General features: G+C 48.3%; 11 protein-coding genes and 1 riboswitch. Of the genes, 2 read left to right on the forward strand and 9 right to left on the reverse strand.

Annotation, left to right across the window (positions count from 1 at the left end; all coding sequences use genetic code 11):
• Positions 1 to 57: 57 nt before the first annotated feature.
• The 3 genes from EL633_RS05525 to EL633_RS05535 form a co-directional block, all read right to left on the reverse strand.
• Positions 58 to 1,386 carry a homocysteine synthase gene (locus tag EL633_RS05525; protein ID WP_126626225.1) on the reverse strand — a complete coding sequence of 443 codons (1,329 nt, stop codon included), beginning with the start codon at positions 1,384 to 1,386 and terminating at the stop codon, positions 58 to 60.
• Between the two features lie 36 nt (positions 1,387 to 1,422).
• Positions 1,423 to 2,571 carry a homoserine O-acetyltransferase MetX gene (metX, locus tag EL633_RS05530; RefSeq protein WP_126626226.1) on the reverse strand — a complete coding sequence of 383 codons (1,149 nt, stop codon included), beginning with the start codon at positions 2,569 to 2,571 and terminating at the stop codon, positions 1,423 to 1,425.
• 428 nt (positions 2,572 to 2,999) lie between these two features.
• Positions 3,000 to 3,119, reverse strand: a riboswitch (SAM riboswitch).
• 201 nt (positions 3,120 to 3,320) lie between these two features.
• Positions 3,321 to 3,896: a Uma2 family endonuclease gene (locus EL633_RS05535; protein ID WP_126626227.1), complete on the reverse strand. Its 576-nt coding sequence runs from the start codon at positions 3,894 to 3,896 to the stop codon at positions 3,321 to 3,323.
• 280 nt (positions 3,897 to 4,176) lie between these two features.
• Here EL633_RS05535 and EL633_RS05540 point away from each other — a divergent pair, with 280 nt between their 5' ends.
• Both EL633_RS05540 and EL633_RS05545 read left to right on the forward strand, forming a co-directional pair.
• Positions 4,177 to 4,770: an RNA polymerase sigma factor gene (locus EL633_RS05540; protein ID WP_126626228.1), complete on the forward strand. Its 594-nt coding sequence runs from the start codon at positions 4,177 to 4,179 to the stop codon at positions 4,768 to 4,770.
• Complete coding sequence (locus EL633_RS05545; RefSeq protein ID WP_126626229.1) at positions 4,770 to 6,809, forward strand: HEAT repeat domain-containing protein; 2,040 nt, start codon at positions 4,770 to 4,772, stop codon at positions 6,807 to 6,809. Before EL633_RS05540 ends, EL633_RS05545 begins: the two co-directional genes overlap by 1 nt.
• Positions 6,810 to 6,862: 53 nt before the next feature.
• Here EL633_RS05545 and EL633_RS05550 read toward each other — a convergent pair whose 3' ends face one another.
• The 6 genes from EL633_RS05550 to EL633_RS05575 all read right to left on the reverse strand — a co-directional run bounded on the left by EL633_RS05550 (position 6,863) and on the right by EL633_RS05575 (position 14,629).
• Positions 6,863 to 8,047, reverse strand: a complete 1,185-nt coding sequence (locus tag EL633_RS05550; RefSeq protein WP_126626230.1) for a thiolase family protein — start codon at positions 8,045 to 8,047, stop codon at positions 6,863 to 6,865.
• Between the two features lie 157 nt (positions 8,048 to 8,204).
• Positions 8,205 to 9,608, reverse strand: a complete 1,404-nt coding sequence (locus EL633_RS05555; protein ID WP_126626231.1) for an acyltransferase family protein — start codon at positions 9,606 to 9,608, stop codon at positions 8,205 to 8,207.
• 346 nt (positions 9,609 to 9,954) lie between these two features.
• Positions 9,955 to 10,233 carry a PLDc N-terminal domain-containing protein gene (locus tag EL633_RS05560; protein ID WP_126626232.1) on the reverse strand — a complete coding sequence of 93 codons (279 nt, stop codon included), beginning with the start codon at positions 10,231 to 10,233 and terminating at the stop codon, positions 9,955 to 9,957.
• Between the two features lie 149 nt (positions 10,234 to 10,382).
• Positions 10,383 to 11,789: a sensor histidine kinase gene (locus EL633_RS05565; protein ID WP_126626233.1), complete on the reverse strand. Its 1,407-nt coding sequence runs from the start codon at positions 11,787 to 11,789 to the stop codon at positions 10,383 to 10,385.
• 228 nt (positions 11,790 to 12,017) lie between these two features.
• On the reverse strand, positions 12,018 to 13,298 hold the full coding sequence (locus EL633_RS05570; RefSeq protein WP_126626234.1) for a peptidoglycan DD-metalloendopeptidase family protein: 1,281 nt from the start codon (positions 13,296 to 13,298) through the stop codon (positions 12,018 to 12,020).
• A gap of 104 nt (positions 13,299 to 13,402) precedes the next feature.
• Positions 13,403 to 14,629, reverse strand: coding sequence for a TolB family protein (locus EL633_RS05575; RefSeq protein ID WP_161981971.1), 1,227 nt, complete (start codon positions 14,627 to 14,629; stop codon positions 13,403 to 13,405).
• Between the last annotated feature and the right edge of the window lie 335 nt (positions 14,630 to 14,964).

Here is a 14,964-nt window from a genome sequence, read left to right on the forward strand (position 1 = left end):
GGACCTGTAACCTTTTCAAACCAAGAAAACAGGCGACAGGTCCCAAAGAGGATTTAGCTACACATCCAGGGCGACACCAACATCAGCGACCGCCGCTTTCAAAGCTTGATCGAGATCATCGATCAGATCGTCAACTGTCTCCAGACCAACCGAGAGTCGGATAAAGTCTGGCGTTACACCCGTTTCGACCTGTTCTTCAGGTGTTAACTGGGCATGGGTTGTACTGGCAGGATGGATGATCAGCGACTTGGCATCACCAATATTTGCCAGATGTGAGAAAAGCTCAATATGGCGGATCAGCTGCTTACCAGCTTCGAGACCACCTTTAATACCAAAGCCAATGATGGCACCGTAACCGCCATGGGTGAAGTATTTTTGTGCCAGGTCATGCTGCGGATGACTCTTTAGACCAGGATACACGACCCAGCTAACGGCTGGATGCTGCTCCAGGAATTCGGCGAGACGCAGGGCATTTTGACTATGGCGCTCCAGGCGCAGTGGCAGGGTCTCAAGTCCCTGAAGGAAGAGCCAGGAATTGAAGGGAGTCGTCGCAGGACCCAGGTCACGCAACAGCTGTACGCGGGCTTTGATGATATAGGCCAGTGGACCTACCGCCTCAACATAACGTACGCCATGATAGGAAGGATCGGGCTCAGTCAGACTGGGGAAGCGACCGCTGGCCGCCCAGTCAAACTTACCACCATCAACAATGACACCACCAATTGAGGTACCGTGGCCACCAATAAACTTGGTTGCCGAATGGACAACAATATCGGCCCCATGCTTCAAAGGCTGCAACAGATAGGGAGTCGGAATCGTATTGTCCACAATCAATGGTAAGCCATGCTCATGCGCAATATCAGCCACCGCTTGAATATCCAGCGTATCCAGGCGAGGATTACCAACCGTCTCGGCATAGATAGCCTTGGTGCGCTCATTGATCAGAGGCCGGAAATTCTCTGGATCGCGGCTATCTACGAAATGAACCTTGATACCCAGTTTCTCAAAGGTATAATGGAAAAGATTATAGGTGCCGCCATAGAGACTGGCAGAAGAAATAATCTCATCACCCGCGCCAGCAATATTAAAGAGAGCCAGCGATTCCGCAGCCTGACCTGAAGCGACGGCCAGCGCGCCAACACCACCCTCTAGAGCAGCCACGCGGCGCTCAAACGCATCCTGGGTTGGATTCATAATACGGGTATAGATATTGCCAAACTGCTTGAGCGCAAACAAATTAGCTGCATGCTCCGGGCTATCAAAAACATATGATGAAGTCTGATAAATAGGTACTGCGCGGGCTCCAGTCGCGCTATCAGCGGTCTCTTGTCCAGCATGTAAAGATAATGTTTCAAAACCATAGCTGCGATTATTGTTCAATGCCATGAGAGTTATTTCCCCTTTTAACGATGAAAATGACAATTAGAACTGACGAAGAGCTTCAGTTAATTGATCCCACTCTTTCAAAAATGCATCATGACCATGTGGAGAATCTAGCTCCACATAACGCGCATTACCTCCTACCATCTGTACTTTATCGGCGAGCCAGCGTACATGTGACGCGGGAAAGAGAAAATCGGAACGGATACCGACAAATATCATCTGACTACGAATACGACCTAAAGCCTCTTCAAGTGAGGCGTAGCCTTCACTTACATCATAGAGATCCATGGCCCGACTGATGTAAAGATAGCTATTGGCATCAAAGCGCCGGGCTAACTGATCACCCTGATAGTACAGGTAATTTTCCACATCGAAGCGACCACCCAGTTCAGGTGAAAAGGTTGGAGCCGTCGCCGCTTCACGCTGGACCGGGTTGCGTGAGAAGCGCATCTCCATCGACTCTTCACTTTGATAGGTAATCATAGCGAGCATACGCGCAATTGAAAGACCGGTAGCAGGTCCATGGCCGGGCAAGTAATCGCCACACAGCCAGGCTGGATCAGCCATAATTGACTGGCGCGCCACTTCATTGAAGGAGATAGCCTGGGCAGAAACCGCAGCCGAGGCCGCGATAACCGCCACCTTCTCAACCAGTTGTGGATACATCACCGCCCACTCGAGCGCCTGCTGTCCACCAATCGAGCCACCGGCCACCATCGCCAGACGCCGTACGCCTAGATGCTTGATCAATTTATGTTGAGCACGCACCATATCCCTGATAGTAATTACGGGAAAACGCATGCCAAAGGGTCGATCAGTTAAAGGATTTTTCGAAGAAGGTCCCGTACTACCAGCGCAGCCCCCGATCACATTGGCGCAGATCACAAAGTAGCGCGAAGTATCAAAATACTTGCCAGGACCAATCAAAGGATTCCACCAGGCCGCCTTCGGATTCTCTGGATCGGCTGGATCGTGGGCATGTGAGCTACCGGTTAAAGCATGCGTAATCAAAATCGCATTATCACCAGTTGCATTCAACTCTCCCCATGTCTCATAAGCCAGGGTCACCGGACCCAGACGCCCACCACGCTGCAACAAAAGTTGGTCAAAAGTGAATATCAACACTTCATTCTCTGTCTGTACCTGCTGCGTCTGCGCTCGCTGAACATATTCTAATTGTGCTACCACGGTATACTCCTTCCTGGAAAAAGGAACAAAAAAAACCCTCACCCTACAGGGGCGAGGGGTAAACGTCTTCGCGGTACCACCCTGGTTTGCTGATACCTCACGACATCAGCCTTTACGAGTGTCATCTTTTTGCTACCTCGGCCACCCAATGTCCCATCATCCAGGCAACAAGATCACACTACAGCTATAACGTAGCCCACGGCTCAGTCTACTAATCCTTACTAGGGAGTTCAACCTGCAACTCAGAGGCCATCTTCAATGCCGGTACGGTGCTGACATCTCATCTCCGTCAACTCTCTGTAGCCGCCCTATACATTTACTCTTCCTCTTCAACGCAATTCTCTTTTTTTAAATTGTAAAGTGCACCGGATTCCAGGAAACAGGTAACAAAAAAGCCCCTCTCAGGGGGGGCCGCTACATTGCTGTTCCCCTCATCTTGCAAAACACGTAAAAACATGTTTCACCGGAATTGGCACCCTGCTTGCTACATTGCAAAGCGGGTTGCCGGGCTTCACAGGGCCGTATCCCTCCACCTCTCTTGATGAGAGCAGTTACTACTGCAAAATATTCAGTTATGGTATGTTCATTTGAACGTGTGCATTAAATTTCGTAACATTGCCGTTACTTTTGTATCATTTACGTTAATAAGTAGTATACCCAAGTCTGTTCTCGACTGTCAAGGGCACAACCATGAGTAGAGGTGTGCAAACTATCCATATTACCGGATTCGAGTATGGCAGGAGACACAACTAATCTTCTTCTAACTCTAAATATACCTTATGATAAATTTCACGCACAGTAAAATGAACCTCAATACTTGAAAGTGCAACAACATCATCTCTATTTTTATAGAGTGAAACAGACCATTGGAACGAACCTACGCGATGATGATGCTCAACATAACATTTACGGGAATCCACAAACAAAATTTCTTGAATGGTTGGATAATACTGGTAAGCTTGTAGTTTTTCTATTTTATCGATCCGCTCAGTAGTAGGTGATAGCACCTCTACTACAACGGATGGAGATTCTAAAGCCTTCTTCCTGGTCCAATCCCTGGGATCACATGACACAGAAATGTCAGGATAATAACATTTATCATTTGTTAATTGTATAGCTACATCAGAGCTATATACATTACAATCACTAGAACTCAAAGCCGAGACCAGCAAATGTGAAATGTTTACTGCAATTTGACCATGCGCTGGAGAGCCACCGGTCATCATCCGAATATAGCCGTCAACGTACTCATATTTTCGCTCAGGAAAGGTTTCAGCGAGCTTCCAATACTCTTCTAGAGTATATTTGTCCTGCGGATTTAACATCTGAGACTCCCCTCCTACACCATCTACAATAAAAGCATGCAAGCTTACACGTACTTATTGTTATTAAGAATACTATACCCTGAAATCGCTAGTTTAAGCAACAAACAAGCACAGCTAATTCCAGAAGCTTGTCGAGTATAAAACACCATCACCTTTTGCAACCCTTTCGCTTCTTGCCGTGTTATGTCCTATAAGATCATAAGCCATTTAGAACAAATCATGAGAAATGGCGCTGCTGATTGTCTATGATGAAAAATTGACAAGCAGCTAAAAGGATGATATGGAAGATAATGATGAAATGCTCACGCGTTTGTTAACGCAAGATATCAATATGCATTTCGAACAACTCGTGCTGGCCTATCAAGACCGGCTCTATGCATTTGCCTTGAGTCGAGTACGCAATGCTCATGCAGCTGAGGAAGTTGTCCTGCTTGCACTTGAGCGCGCATATTATGCCCTCAAGGGATATCCACCACAGCGGATCTCATTGCTCAAACTCGGAGCCTGGCTGTTTGAAATTACACGCAATATAGCCAGTAATTATCTGCGTGACCTGCGGGCACGTGAAAACAGATTGCCCTCAATTTCACTGGATACGACCGAGGCCAGCTTTGGAGCCTATCTGGAAGATCCTGATATTACTCCCGAGGAAGTGGCTTGCTATAACGAAGATCGCCAGGAACTTGAACAGGGCATCAAACAATTACCCACAAATTATCAAACGGCTATTCAGCTCTACTACTTTGAGCATTGTAGTGCCCGCGAGATCGCTGACCGTATTGGTCAGCCAGTTGGCACCGTCAAGTCAAATATACATCGCGGCACAAAACTCTTACACCAGTTGCTCAATACCCATATCAGGGAGGTCCGCTGATGGGAGAACATATTAAAGCACCTGAAACGCTCTTACCAACACTTTTACAGCGACTCCAACTGGCTGAGGCAAGACAGGCTGGCTGGCAGGCACGGGTCCAGGCCATCCACGCATTGGGTGAAAAGAAAGATGTGTCCGCACTCATGCCAGCCTTCACTGATCAGGACGAATCAGTACGTGTAGCCGCCGTCCAGGTCTGTGCAAGTTGGGGTGAAGAGGCACCCGTACAACAATTGCTGACCTGTTTACAGGATCAATCGTCATTGGTCCGTGAGGCTGCCATTTTTACACTGGGTACTCTGGATAATGAAAAAGTATGGCAACCTATCACAGCGGCACAATTTGATCCCAGTCCCATTGTTCGTGAGGCCGCGCTCCAGATGTTGACACAACAGACACCACCGGCATCACACTACAACGAGACACCCCCTCTCTACACATTACAACAAAAAAGAGTGGCGGAGAGTCGGACAGAATATGTACGTACTGATGAGGAAGCGATAGAGAACAGTTTTGAGTTGGACAATCCAGCAACAACCAACAATAACAGTGAGATTATCCCGCTCAGGGGCAAAGCCACCCTCGGTTCTGTCTCCAAAAGCAAGAAGCGTTGGCGTCTACTGGGCACATTGGTAGCAGCAATCTTGCTCTTTAGCCTGCTTGGATCCTGGTTTGCCATCGTTTATCTGCCCGGCGTACAAACAGCTCAAGATAACACAACTCCACGCTGGACATACACAGATGCAACGTTAAATGATAATATCGCATGGAGCACAGATAGTTCACAGATCTCTTTTACGGCTCAACAAAATCAGTTAAACACCTACAATATGGTAACCCACCAACTGGACACCTATCCTGAGGTTGATACAGGAACGCAAATGCAGGCAGATCATAGTCAAATCATGACCAGCAATGTTTCTCCAGGAGGAAAATACCGGGTTGGTATCGACGCAGGAAATGCAGGAAACACAAAAAAAACTGGCAGTTTGTATATATGGGATAGCAAAACTGGACAACTACTGGCCAGCCATCCATATAGTCAACCAGCAGATCTGCCACAAACAGATAGCTCCCACACCAGCATCTCAAGTCCGATACTTTTGTGGTCAAAAGATAATGAAAGTATGGCGACGATAGATGGTAAGGGAAACGTGCTCATCTGGCATGCCCAAACAGCTCAACGAATCTTCTCACCTACCAGTACCCACGTTACAATTGAGTTCTTGCATGCCCAATCACCTACCAGTACCAACGGTACAGTTGAGAAGATTGCCTGGTCACAGGATAACAAAACACTGGCCCTGGCTACGACGAATGGCTATCTGGAAATCTGGAATACGCTCACCGAAAAATTAGTCGGCTCTGGTCTCGTCGCCAGTACTGTACAAACAGTGAGCGTGTCGCCTGATGGTCGCTATGCGGCTGCCGGGGATTTTGGCAACACACTGTCGATTTTAGATACACAATCAGGCAAAGTTGTCGACCATTCGCTCACGATTTCCTATCAGAAAGATGGCAATCTATCCTGGTCAAAGGATAGCCATTATATGATCGTATTTACAAATGGAGACGGTGAGAACAAGATTACGACCACCGTCTGGGATATTGCCCATGACAAAAAGATGTTTGAGAAACCATCCTCAGCCCAGGCAGCAAGCGTGCTATCACCTGATGGACGTGATATAGCGGTCGCAAGTCCAGATAATCAGCAGATCGATATCTGGGAGATCAACACTGGTCGTAAGGTTGCTACACATAAGGGAAAGATGGGACCAAATAGCTTTACGCTCATCTGGTCACCCAATAGCAAATCTATTGCCAGCACCTATCAGGATACGCAGGTACAGTTGTGGGACCCTCAGAACGGCCAGGATATCACGACGTATAACAAGTTCAAGGGAGAAGTACAGACTATCCTCTGGTCTCCTAATGGGGCTTATATAGCGATTTCAAAGGTCGAGCGTACTCAGATAGAAATTAATCATTATAGCTTTTCAAATCCCAGTCTTGCCATCTGGTCAGTACCAACACACTAACATTAAGCGCCACCAGTAAACCTATCTGGTGGCGCTTATTTGATACGATACGCTCAGACTGTGAGGCGTTCAATGATCAGGGCGTTGGAGAGACCGCCACCCTCGCACATAGTTTGCAGGCCATAGCGTCCACCCTGTCGCTCAAGCTCATGGAGCAAGACGGCCATCAGGCGGGCACCAGAGGCGCCAAGAGGATGTCCAAGGGCAATAGCACCACCGTTGACATTGACGCGGCTCAGGTCGGCTTGAAACTCATGTTGCCAGGCCAGGACCACACTGGCAAAGGCCTCGTTGATTTCAACAAGATCAATCTGGTCTAGTGTCAAACCAGCTTTATCCAGCGCTTTCCTGGTAGCAGGAATAGGCGCGGTCAACATGAAAATGGGATCATCACCGGCCAGGGCAAAGGAGATAAAGCGAGCCCGTGGTCGCAGGCCGAGCCGCTCGGCTGTTCTACGTTCCATAATTAAGGTCGCGGCCGCGCCATCACTGATCTGTGAAGAATTGCCAGCGGTCACCACGCCATCCACTTGAAAGGCTGGCTTGAGATTAGCCAGTTTCTCCAGACTGCTATCGACCCGAATACCCTCATCGCGCTCGAACATGACAGTACTACCATCAGCGGCTATCACTGGTACTGGTATAATCTGAGATGAAAAGCGACCTTCGACGGTCGCCTGGCCAGCCCGCCGATGACTCTCCAGACTAAAAGTATCCAGCGCGGTCCGATCTAATTCCCACTTTTTAGCGATCAATTCAGCACTGATACCCTGAGGCACCAGTTGACCGGCATAGCGCTGTTCCATACGCGAACCAAAGGGTGAGGCCACCCCCTGCACGTTTGATCCCATTGGGACACGCGTCATAGATTCGACGCCACCAGCGATCACAATATCATAAGCACCGCTGATCACGCCTTGCGCGGCAAAATGGATCGCCTGCTGGCTGGATCCACATTGACGGTCCACGGTCGTCCCTGGTACAGATTCGGGAAAACCGGCGGCCAGTACGGCATTACGCGCAATATTTTGACTCTGCTCACCTACCTGGCTGACACAACCAACGATCACATCATCAATCAAAGCTGGATCTAGTCGCGTACGTTCAATCAGGTTCGAGAATACATGGGCTAACAAATCAACTGGATGCCAATCCCGTAGCTGTCCACCACGGCGACCAACTGGTGTACGTAAAGCTTCCACAATGACAGCTTCTCGCTGCGTATAACCCGATGTCATCGCCATTCCTCCTCAGGCTTCAAACTGCTAGATTGCAGTATAACCTCATTCTTGAAATACACGCCACCTACGATAAGTAAGTCACAAAGAGCGCGCAGGAACAAGATATTCCTGCGCGCTCTTTGTAGTTTCGCCAGAATATGGGAAACTGTGACGGCTATGCTTCTACACTTCTCGTTTCTACACTTCCAGGTTCTACGATCTTTGCTCTTTGAGCACGAGCCAGGCGTTTCTCTTGCATCCGTTTCGTCAGGCGTGCGCCCAATCTGGTGCCGGGTTTCTCAATGAATTGATATGACAGAAAAGCAACCGGGACAGCAGTCAGCAGGAGCCAGAGCCAGTGAGCAAAATAGCGAATCGGTCCCTGTATTGCCAGATGCGGCAATACTTGCCCACGGAACATCGTGATAAACGGCATATGCCACATGTACAGGCCGTAAGAAATCAGTCCAATCCAGATCAATGGCTTCAACGAAAAAATACGCTGTAGCCAATGCGGACCAAATAGAACCGAGAACATAAATGCACCATAACCAAAGGAGATGATTAATTCGTTAATCAGATCATACTCGGGATTGAATCGATCCATAAATGAGAATGTAGGTACACGCATATGGGCATAATCGAAATGCCAGATCGCCATAAAAACGAGGATTATCAATCCAATCGCTCCAACGAACAGGCTTGAGCGTTCAAAACGCCGACGCGTCAGGGCTCCATAGACAGGATGCCAGGCATAGGTACAACACAGACAGATAATCATACCAATTGCAAATTCTTCAATGTATTTGCCAGTAATACCATACAGCAAAACAACAAGAACTCTGGTTACAATATCAGATGGATGTTGGGCCATAGGCGAAGCACCCCAGACCCGTAATAACATTCCCCAGATGATAAGCACCCCGCAACAGCCGATCATCACCAACAAACGTCGTGCTGGCGCCGTCGGTAGGCGTTTTGCGACCAGCAAGAATCCAAGTGCCAGCAGGGGCAGGATCATATAAAATTGCCACTCAATCGCCAGTGTCCAGAAAGGGCCATCCAGTTGCCGAAATGTCAGCCAGGAGGAATCCATGAAGAAACTCAGGAAGATACCAAGTTCATTCCAACGACGAGGTTGTAAATATGATTGATCAAAAATCAGAATAACTGCAAATAAAGTTACATAATAGGCAGGAACAATACGCAAGACGCGCTTCACATAAAACTGACGAGCCGAGGGCCAGGGTGCTTGAAATAACAAAGATTTCGCATAAGGTAAGAAAAGCAAAAATCCAGATAACAGAAAAAAGAGATTCACACCAGATGCCCCAAAATTAGCCAGAGCACTGGCATAAAGGTGGCGCGGCTGGTTCCATAAAGCATTCAGCGTCTTCAAGTCCACATGGAAAGACATCACCAGAAGGATCGCACAGGCTCGTATCCCATCAAGAACGGCGATATTTTTTCTTGGCTCAACTCTTGGTGTGACTGTACGCGGCTCTTCTTGTTTGCTCTCAACTGAATGATCAGCACCTGTTTGTTGTGCGGACCCCTCACCCCCAATAGATACATTCATGTATATATTTGCACCTTTCAGTTTAGCTAGTACAGAGAACAGACATCTCTCTTGAGAAAAGACTTCATGCGTATTTCATCTTCCGGGAAGATGTACTATTATCCAATAGTTTTCATCACACCAAACCTGAAGGTAGTCTAACTGTCTTTCAAGAGGCGGCAATTTATATGTTGATACAAATAACTTCACCTAATTTTGTAGCATATTTTTACGTTCTCTACAAATGCTCCCCGTAAATCTAGCCATAGTGGTTAGTCTCAAAGTCATAGGTAACCATAGAAAAAACACAAAAAAGGATACTATTCTATTTGCATGAATAGCATCCTTTTTTGACGTCTATGCCCTATTAGCGCTGATAAGGGTTATTTTGATAGTCATCAGGAGCATAACTGGCCTGGCCAAACATGACACGGCTACGATTCACCGGACGCTGACCAAAGATCAGGTACAGGAATGGTCCAATGAATGGCAGGCACCAGATGATTAACAGCCAGAGTATTTTTCCAAGGGACGAATGATCATCCTCAAGAATGAAAACTGTTTCAATGATATGGCCAATTACTGGCAAAAACACGATTATTAAAAACAGAATGGAGTTTGTGGCACAGCCTCGACTACCAGACATGATTTTTATCTCCTTATTTATTTATGAACAATAGATCTTCAGGATTTTATATTTCTGATTGTATAGCAATATCTTAAGCTACTGCTGGTTATAATACGGTTAAAGATGATAAGTTGTTGCAAATAGCGGGCTGAAGCCGTGTTCTATGCTCAAGCAAAGCAAATGGTAAAGTGGAAGGTTGAGCCGTTACGGATGCTGCTCTCGGCCCAGACCTGACCACCATGCATCTGTACAATTTTCTGCGCCATAGAGAGTTCCTGGTTTCGTTCATGCATAGCTGATACAACTCTATCGGCTGTATCAGCACAGCGCTCAAAGATGCGCTTTAAGCCACTCGCCGAAATACCTGGCCCTGGATTATGGATACTTACATGCACGCTATTCTCCTGGACCTGACTATTGATAGTGATTGTCCCCCCCTCAGGAGTAAATTCGATCATGCTCCGGAGCAGATTCGAGATCACGATGGTCAGCTTCTCTCGATCTCCTAGCAGGATGGGAAGAGCGATGGCCAAACGCAGCAAGATATGATGGTGAGGATACATAGCACGGATACGCTTGACCACGACCGTAATTAATACATTTATGTTTAACCATTCCAGACAAATATCCATCTGATCCGCTTCAATACGCTCTAAATGGGCCAGATCATTGATCATATAGAGCAAGCGCCTGGTGTCTGCATGGATATCAACAGCGAATTCCTTTAAGCTATCCAGGCTCAATGTCTCATCACGCATCAGTTCGCTACACTTCTGCATCTCTAATAGGACGGCGCGAAACTCATGATTGATAGTGGAGATAAAGTTATTTTTGAGCGTGTTCATACGCGTTAGTTCAACATTCGCTGCCTGTAAAGTACTGACTATACGCGCGTGCTCACGCTGCTCCTGGTCGCGCTGCATAGCCAATGCCAGCATACCGCTTAACGATTTGATGACAGCGATCTCCGACAACTTCAAAGGTAGTTGCACCACACCATAATCCAAAAATAGCAGTCCAATCAAGGTTGTTTGCCGCAGAATAGGGATAATCATCCTATGGACGGGATGATTATCACTCAATACAGCACTGGTAAGTTCCAGCGTAAGGATCTCACCAGCACATAAACACTGAAACTGCTCAGGATTTTGCAGGATTGTGTTGAGCTTGATACTATCAGCCCAATATTGTACATAGGAAGCTGTCGTGCCAGAACAAGCTAATGGAGAGACCATCTCCGCCTCTTGCGAAAATTCAGCCAGCATCGCAGCATGACAGGTTAAATGTTGCCGAATACACTCAACACAACGGGCCATAATTGTTGACTCAACCTCTTCCACTTCTGCTCCCTCCGATATAACCACCAGGGTATCAGGGGGAGACGGATATTGCTGCAAGAGGATGGTAACCAGCACGTCTAAAGATGCCAGCACTTCTTGCATACGCCTGTCCTCCTGCTCAACTGCCAGTGCGGCTTCACTCGCTGGTAGTTGATCTGGTTCCTGACTGTCTATCGAAAGGACAGGACCATTCAGTGGCGCTGCATGATGGAGTTCTTTACTGTCTCTGCCCATATTTTTACTCCTTATTTTTACTTATTTATAGTCTACAGAACGCGCATAATAGGGTTTAATATCTCTCGTATTTACGTACTTCATCTGCTACATACTTATGAGAATGTGTAATTCCATCATAAAGAGAAGCAGCCTCCATTAACCAGAGGCCGCTTATCGGGTAACTTCTGTGTGCTGGGATATCCTACACTCAGGGTGTAAAGATACTGTCTATCACACCTGTTATATTTATGGTTGCGCATTGAGGTCGCCACCAATATAGGCGCCGTTGCCAGAAACAGTATAGCCACCGGACGCCCGTACAAATTCGAGCGCATCTGCCGCAATCTCTGTTCCCGACTCACCCGTTGCGTTGCTGAGCATTACACAGCCAGCCGTACCACGGCGGAAGTAGTAGGTTCCGATACTCACCCAGCGCGTACCAGTGTTGACGGTGCCAAAGGGCCCACCAAAGATACCGATATGGGACTCATCAACACGAACCGTGTGGGCTATCTGAAATGCGGGATTACTGGGGTTGGCACTATAAACGGTATATGGAACCCAGCTACTGGTGGCATGGGTATCGTTGACATAAACACCGACCTCATAATAGCCATCCGCTGGAATGTTTGGTCGCCAAACTGCGGTCGCACGTGCCCCCCCGGTTGTGGCCCAATGCAGGTCACCATGAATATTGGTACGGAAGTAGTCTGAGCGCCAGTAACCTGTTGAGTGCCAGCCTGCACTACCATCATCAATCACAATGGCACCGGGATATATACGGCCTCCACCCAGGTATGGCACAACCGTGTGTGTGGAGGGGCGGTCAACCCAGAGGTAGCGATCCCTTACAATATTTGGATCCCGGTTGCGACCACTCCAACCAAAGGGATCGGTAGCATGCCAGTTAGGCAGGTAATAGATCGACATATGCAAGTGTGGACCAGTCGAAGCACCGGTTGTGCCACTCGTGCCTATTTGCCATTGCGGACCAATTCGATCACCATCCGCCACCAGGACCGCGCTCAGGTGGCCATACGCACTCACCAGACCATTACCATGATCGATTGCCACCCATAATCCAAAAGAGGAGTTATGGTTCACCGAGTTATACCAGCCAGCCCGAATAACCTGCCCTGAAGCCACGCTCAATACAGGCTCAAAGGCCATATCCAGATCATAGCCGTTATGCCCATCATAGCAACTCAGGCGTGCCACACAATCATTGACGGAGGCCCCCCCACTTACACCATCAAAACGGACAAACCAGCCATCATTGTCATACCAGGGCTTATCATGATCAAAAAACGAAACGGTGCGCTGCATAATTGTTCGATTACCATAGTAAGGCCGATGCATAAATGAAGACGCCTGGCGTTGCTGCACAATAGAAGGGGCCGCCGACACAGTACCAGTTGGGGCCAGCCAGTCCACATTTCCCTCCCATGAAATCAGGACAGAGAAGCCAGCCAATAGCAGCAACAAAAACCAGAGTCGGAACTGTCGTCGAAACCATACAAACTTCATAGCTATCTATCTTCTTTCCACCAGGGAAACACATCTGGACATAGTTCCTACAGCACTAAAATTGGGAGGAGCAATCCATGTATACGAGCCAGGCATGCATAATCCTAGCCTGAAGCAACTATATGTGACAGTACGGGTGAGATAGGGACAACTTGTGTCTCACCATTTGCTCCTACATTAAGCTGGGCGGACCAGTAACGTGGCATGCCACCTAAAACAGTATTCGCAGGACTGAGGGCGGCAAAAATGACGCGATCACTTTGGGCGGACCAGCTGGGGTTAATATTCCACTGCTGCCCCGTCTGGGCTGAGGTGGCGATCAGGTGGGCTTGATGGGTATGCAGATTAAAGACACCAATCGCACTTTGTAGCGCCTGCTGCGAGGTATCAGCACGATGATCCCCGGTATTCATGCGTACCACATACGCTAACTTCTGCCCATCTGGTGACCAGGACGGCATATAGCCGTGCCCCCCATCCACACTTGCCAGACGCTGCTGGCGTCCACCGCTGCTATCCATGCTCCAGAGTCCTGCGGTGAGGAAGGGAGCGGGACTATCAGCCAGACGTTCGTAGGCGATCTGCTTCCCATCTGGTGACCAGGCAAATAGCCCGGCAACCGACTCCAGTCCAGTTGTCGCGAATAGATGGGTTCGCCGACTCCCATCACTCTGCATAACATAGGTATCACTACCCAGGCCGAGTCCTTCAGTAGTCGAATACACGATCCGTGTGCCATCTGGCGACGGGACGGCATCAATCAGTTTGGCTGAGGCGGTACCAATATTGATATTGGCATGCGCGCCCGTAGCCGCATCGACAGACCAGAGGCCGGGATTCCAACTATCCCCATCCATGGGAGCTGAAGGACCCAGTGGGAACATAGGACGGTACAGAAAGGTGTGACCATTGCTACCCGGTAGCCAGCGCAAAAAGTTACCCATTACCGCCTCTGGCTTAAAAGTAATCTTTCCCGCTTGCACATCATACATCCACACCTGCTCACCGTGATCACGATTGCCATCTATCACCACATAACGGTTATCTGGCGATAACTGCAATGTCAGGACGGCATCAGAGCTTACGCGCCCAAAATCGTTTCCCAGCGCAATGAGCGGCTGCGGACTTTTAAGCGGCTGTCCATCCACCCCTTTTGGTGAACGCGCCAGCACAAAACCACGCGCATCTTTAATTGTGTAGTAGATATAGGCATTTGAAGTCACCTCTGGAGGACCCATAAATTGCGGATAGAGTTTCCACGCGGTAAAACCTCCAACAAGCACTGTCACGATGCACAATATCAGAAAAGGCCAAAGAATTTTTCTTTTCATGAACATTCCTGGTTCTGCATATGTTCAGTAGATAATGCACTGTATTTCATAAGTAGGAGAATTGCTAAACAGCTCAATACATATTGAGATTAGTCTGGTAATCCCAATCGACTGAACAATAAAGCACAACAGGGGGAGTCCAGTTAGTGGACTGACCTACTTCATGTGATGGCTCTGCGCCCACTACGCGGGCGGGATGAGGGGAGATGCCGGGGCCACAGCCCCCCGACACCCCCCAGTCAAGGGGCTCGCCGCCCCTTGCATCCCCGCTTGTCCATGAGCTGGCTAGCTCGTTACGGCGGGACTTATGGCAGAATCGGAGGTGGCATGGAAGT

Origin of the sequence: Dictyobacter alpinus (assembly GCF_003967575.1) — a bacterium.
Taxonomy (GTDB): Bacteria; Chloroflexota; Ktedonobacteria; order Ktedonobacterales; family Ktedonobacteraceae; genus Dictyobacter; species Dictyobacter alpinus.